Below are 4,180 nucleotides of genomic sequence, written 5' to 3' on the forward strand. Positions count from 1 at the left end.
CATCGCGGCCGGTGAGCGCCTGCCGATGACGCAAGCCGACGTCAAGCGCGAGGGTTGGGCGATCGAATGCCGCATCAATGCGGAAGATCCGTTTCGCAACTTCTTGCCCTCCACGGGTCGGCTCGTGCACTTCAAGCCCCCGGTCGAGACGATGTGGCAAGCCGACACCGAGCATCGCTGGGGCGTGCGCGTGGACACCGGCGTGTTCGAGGGCGGCGAAATCCCGATGTACTACGACTCGATGATCGCCAAGCTCATCGTGCACGGCAAAGACCGGGCGGAGGCGATCGACAAGATGCGCGACGCGCTCAACGCCTTCGTCATTCGCGGCATCAGCAGCAACATTCCGTTCCAGGCGGCGTTGCTGGCCCACCCCGACTTCATCGCGGGGCGCTTCCACACGGGTTTCATCGCCCAGCACTATGGCGGCGGCTTTCGCGCCGAGGACGTGCCGCACGAGGACGAAGACTTCCTGATCGCGCTGGCGGCCTTCGTGCGCCGCAAATCGCGCGAGCGTGCGGCCGCCATCAGCGGGCAGCTACCGGGATTTGGCGTGAAAGTCGGCAAGGACTACACCGTCATCCGCTTGGCCGCTGATGGCCAGCATCGCTATGTGCCTGTGCACGTCGATGAGTTCGTGGGGGAAAGTGGTCAGGCCACGGTGCTCGTTGGGCACAAGCGCTATCAGATTCGCTCGCCCTCGCGCCTGAGCGACATCGTGATCACCGGCGAGGTCAACGGACGGCCCTTCACCGCGCAGATCGAGCGCGGTAGCGCCAAAAACCCGCTGGCGCTGGTGGTGCAGCACAACGGCACCCGCATGGAGTGTCTGGTCGTCTCCCCGCGTATGGCCGAGCTGTACCGCTTGATGCCCTACAAGGCGCCGCCGGACATGAGCCGCTACGTGCTGTCGCCCATGCCAGGGTTGCTGGTCGATATCTGCGTGCAGCCTGGTCAGAAAGTGCAGGCGGGCGAGCGCGTCGCCGTCATCGAAGCGATGAAGATGGAAAACGTGCTGTTTGCCAGTGCCGACGGCGTGGTGGCCAAGGTGCTGGCCAGCAAGGGCGAAAGCTTGGTGGTGGATCAACCCATCGTGGAGTTCGAGAAATGAGCCAGCGCCCATTCAAGGTATTGGGCATCCAGCAGATCGCCATCGGCGGCCCGGACAAGGCGCGGCTGCGGCGCCTGTGGGTCGATCTCTTCGGCCTGGAAGTCACCGGCACCTTCGTCAGCGAGCGAGAGAACGTCGACGAAGACATTTGCGCCCTCGGCTCAGGCCCCTTCAAGGTCGAAGTCGACTTGATGCAGCCACTGGACCCCGACAAAAAACCCGCCGTGCACACCACGCCGCTTAACCATGTGGGCCTGTGGGTGGACGACCTGCCCCGGGCGGTGGAGTGGCTGAGCGCGCAGGGCGTGCGCTTTGCGCCGGGCGGCATCCGCAAGGGGGCGGCGGGTTACGACATTGCCTTCCTGCACCCGAAATCGAACGACGAGTTCCCGATCGCGGGAGAGGGGGTGCTGATCGAGCTGGTGCAGGCACCGCCCGAAGTGATCCAGGCGCTGGGCTGACGTGGTACAAGGTAACGCCGACTGGCAGGCCCGCAGCCAGGCCAGCGTGTGGCACCCCTGCACGCAAATGCAACGCGCGGCCGTGGTGCCGCCGCTGCCCATCGCCCGCGCCCATGGCCCCTGGTTGTACGACCAGGAGGGCAACCGCTACTTCGACGCCAACAGCAGCTGGTGGGTCAACCTGTTCGGTCATGCCGACGAGGGCATCGTCAACGCGCTCAAGCAGCAACTGGACGTATTGCCCCACGTGATGCTGGCCGGGTGCACCCACGCGCCCGCCATTGAACTGGCCGAACGGCTGTCGGCCCGCACGGGTGGCGTGCTGGGCCACGCCTTCTACGCCAGCGACGGTGCGTCCGCCGTGGAAATCGCGCTCAAGATGAGCTTCCACCACTGGCGCAACGTGGGGCAGGGCGGCAAGCGCGAATTCATCTGCGTGCGCCAGGGTTACCACGGCGAAACGCTGGGCGCCCTGGCCGTCACGGACGTGCCCGTCTTCCGCGACGCCTACGACCCGCTGCTGATGCGCTCGCACCAGGTAGCTTCGCCCGACGACCGCCAGGCCGCTGAAGGCGAGGACGCTGCGGCTGTGGCCCAACGCGCCGCTGCCGATCTGGAGGCGCTGCTGGCCGAACGCCACGCGCACATCGCCGCCGTCATCGTGGAGCCGCTGGTGCAATGCGCCGCAGGCATGGCCATGCACCATGCGTCCTACCTGCAACGGGTGCGCGCGCTGTGCGACCGGTACAGCGTGCACCTCATAGCCGACGAGATTGCCGTGGGCTGTGGCCGCACGGGCACCTTCTTCGCCTGCGAACAGGCGGGCATCTGGCCCGATTTCGTGTGCCTGTCCAAGGGCATCACTGGCGGTTTTCTGCCGTTGTCGCTGGTGTTGTGCCGCGATGCCATCTACCGCGCCTTCCTGTCAGATGACGTGGCGCGCGGCTTCCTGCACTCGCATTCCTACACCGGCAACGCGCTGGCCTGCCGGGCGGCGCTGGCCGTGCTCGACCGTTTCGACACCCAGGACGTGCTGGGCCGCAACGCCCAACAAGCGGCCTTGCTCGACCAGGCGCTGGCACCGCTGATGGCATACCCCGGGGTGGAGCACCCGCGCCGCCGTGGCATGATCTGGGCCTTTGACGTCAAGGCAGAGCTTGCCCAGGGCCGCTTTGCCGAGGCGTTTCACCTGGCGGGTCGCCGCCACGAACTGCTGGTTCGCCCCATTGGGCGCACCGTGTACCTGATGCCCCCCTACGTGCTCGACGGGGACCTCTCGCGCTGGTTGTCCGAGCGCTTGCAGGCCACCCTGCACGACACGTTGCAACAGCCCGATGCTGATCGAACACATCAACCGTCAACTGCTTGACATCGACGCTGCCGCCCTGCGCAGGCGCCGCAGGGTGGGTGCGTCGCCGTGCGGCCCGCACCAGCAATGGCAAGGCGGTGGCAGCATGCTCGCCTTCTGCAGCAACGACTACCTTGGTCTGGCCAACCATCCGGCCCTGACCGCAGCGCTGGCCGAAGGCGCCCGCCTGTGGGGCGCGGGCAGCGGCGCGTCGCACCTCGTGAGCGGCCACAGCCAGGCGCATGCCGCGTTGGAATCCACCCTCGCGCAATGGTTGGAACCACACATTCCCGGTGCACGTGCGCTGCTGTTCTGCAGCGGCTACATGGCCAACGTGGCGTTGATGACGGCACTGGGCGACGAGCAGGCCACCATCCTGTCCGACAAGCTCAACCACGCTTCGCTCATCGACGGCGCCTTGCTGGCCCGCGCCAAGCTGTTGCGCTACCCCCATGGGCAGCTCGACGCGCTGGAGCGCCAACTGCGTGCCTGCACCACCCCGGTCAAGCTCATCGTCACCGACGCCGTCTTCAGCATGGATGGCGACGTGGCCGACCTGCCAGCGTTGCTGCGCCTGGCCGAGCAATACGACGCCTGGCTGGTCATTGACGATGCACATGGCTTTGGTGTGCTGGGTGCGCACGGCCACGGCAGCCTGGAACATTTCGGCCTTTGCAGCGAACGCCTGATCTTCATGGGCACGCTCGGCAAGGCCGCCGGGGTGTCGGGCGCCTTCGTGGCCGCGCACCCCGTCATCGTCGAATGGCTGGTGCAGCGCGCCCGACCTTACATCTACACCACGGCCATGCCGCCCGCGTTGGCGCATGCGCTGGGGCATTCACTGGCGCTGATCGAAGGCCCAGAAGGCGTGGAGCGGCGCGGGCGGCTCAACGAGCTGATCACCCAGCTGCGCACCGGTCTGGCTGCCTTGGCAGAGCGCCACCCGGGCCTGTCGCTGCCAGCGTCCTTCACGCCCATTCAACCCCTCATCGTGGGCGACAACGCACGCGCACTGGCACTGGAGGCCGCGCTACAAGCGCGTGGCATCCGTGTGCCCGCCATTCGCCCGCCCACCGTGCCCGTGGGCACGGCACGTTTGCGCCTGACGCTTTCTGCCAGCCACACCGCAGCCGATGTGGACCAACTGCTGGGCGCGCTCACCGAAACCCTGAACGAGGAGCAAACATGAAAGGCTGTTTCGTCACCGGCACCGACACTGAAGTGGGCAAGACCCGCGTCAGTGCCGGGCTGCTGCACCGT

The 4,180-nt window shown here is 66.8% G+C and carries 4 protein-coding genes; all 4 read left to right on the forward strand.

Translation table 11 applies throughout. The annotated features are described in order from the left end of the window. Positions 1–1,111 (forward strand): biotin/lipoyl-containing protein (locus Q0716_RS00660; protein ID WP_299018581.1); only part of this gene is annotated, 1,111 nt, incomplete at its 5' end. After that, the gene (locus Q0716_RS00665; protein ID WP_299018583.1) at positions 1,108–1,572 is read left to right on the forward strand and encodes a VOC family protein; all 465 of its coding nucleotides are present in this window, start codon (positions 1,108–1,110) and stop codon (positions 1,570–1,572) included. The genes Q0716_RS00660 and Q0716_RS00665, both read left to right, overlap by 4 nt. Before the next feature lies 1 nt (position 1,573). After that, entirely contained in the window at positions 1,574–2,941 is a 1,368-nt protein-coding gene (bioA, locus tag Q0716_RS00670) for an adenosylmethionine--8-amino-7-oxononanoate transaminase (protein WP_299018585.1), read from the forward strand. After that, positions 2,907–4,109 carry an 8-amino-7-oxononanoate synthase gene (bioF, locus tag Q0716_RS00675; RefSeq protein ID WP_299018587.1) on the forward strand — a complete coding sequence of 401 codons (1,203 nt, stop codon included), beginning with the start codon at positions 2,907–2,909 and terminating at the stop codon, positions 4,107–4,109. The genes bioA and bioF overlap by 35 nt, the downstream gene beginning before the upstream one ends. Positions 4,110–4,180 lie beyond the last annotated feature (71 nt).

Origin of the sequence: uncultured Tepidimonas sp. (assembly GCF_938045175.1) — a bacterium.
In the GTDB taxonomy this organism is placed as follows: domain Bacteria; phylum Pseudomonadota; class Gammaproteobacteria; order Burkholderiales; family Burkholderiaceae_C; genus Tepidimonas.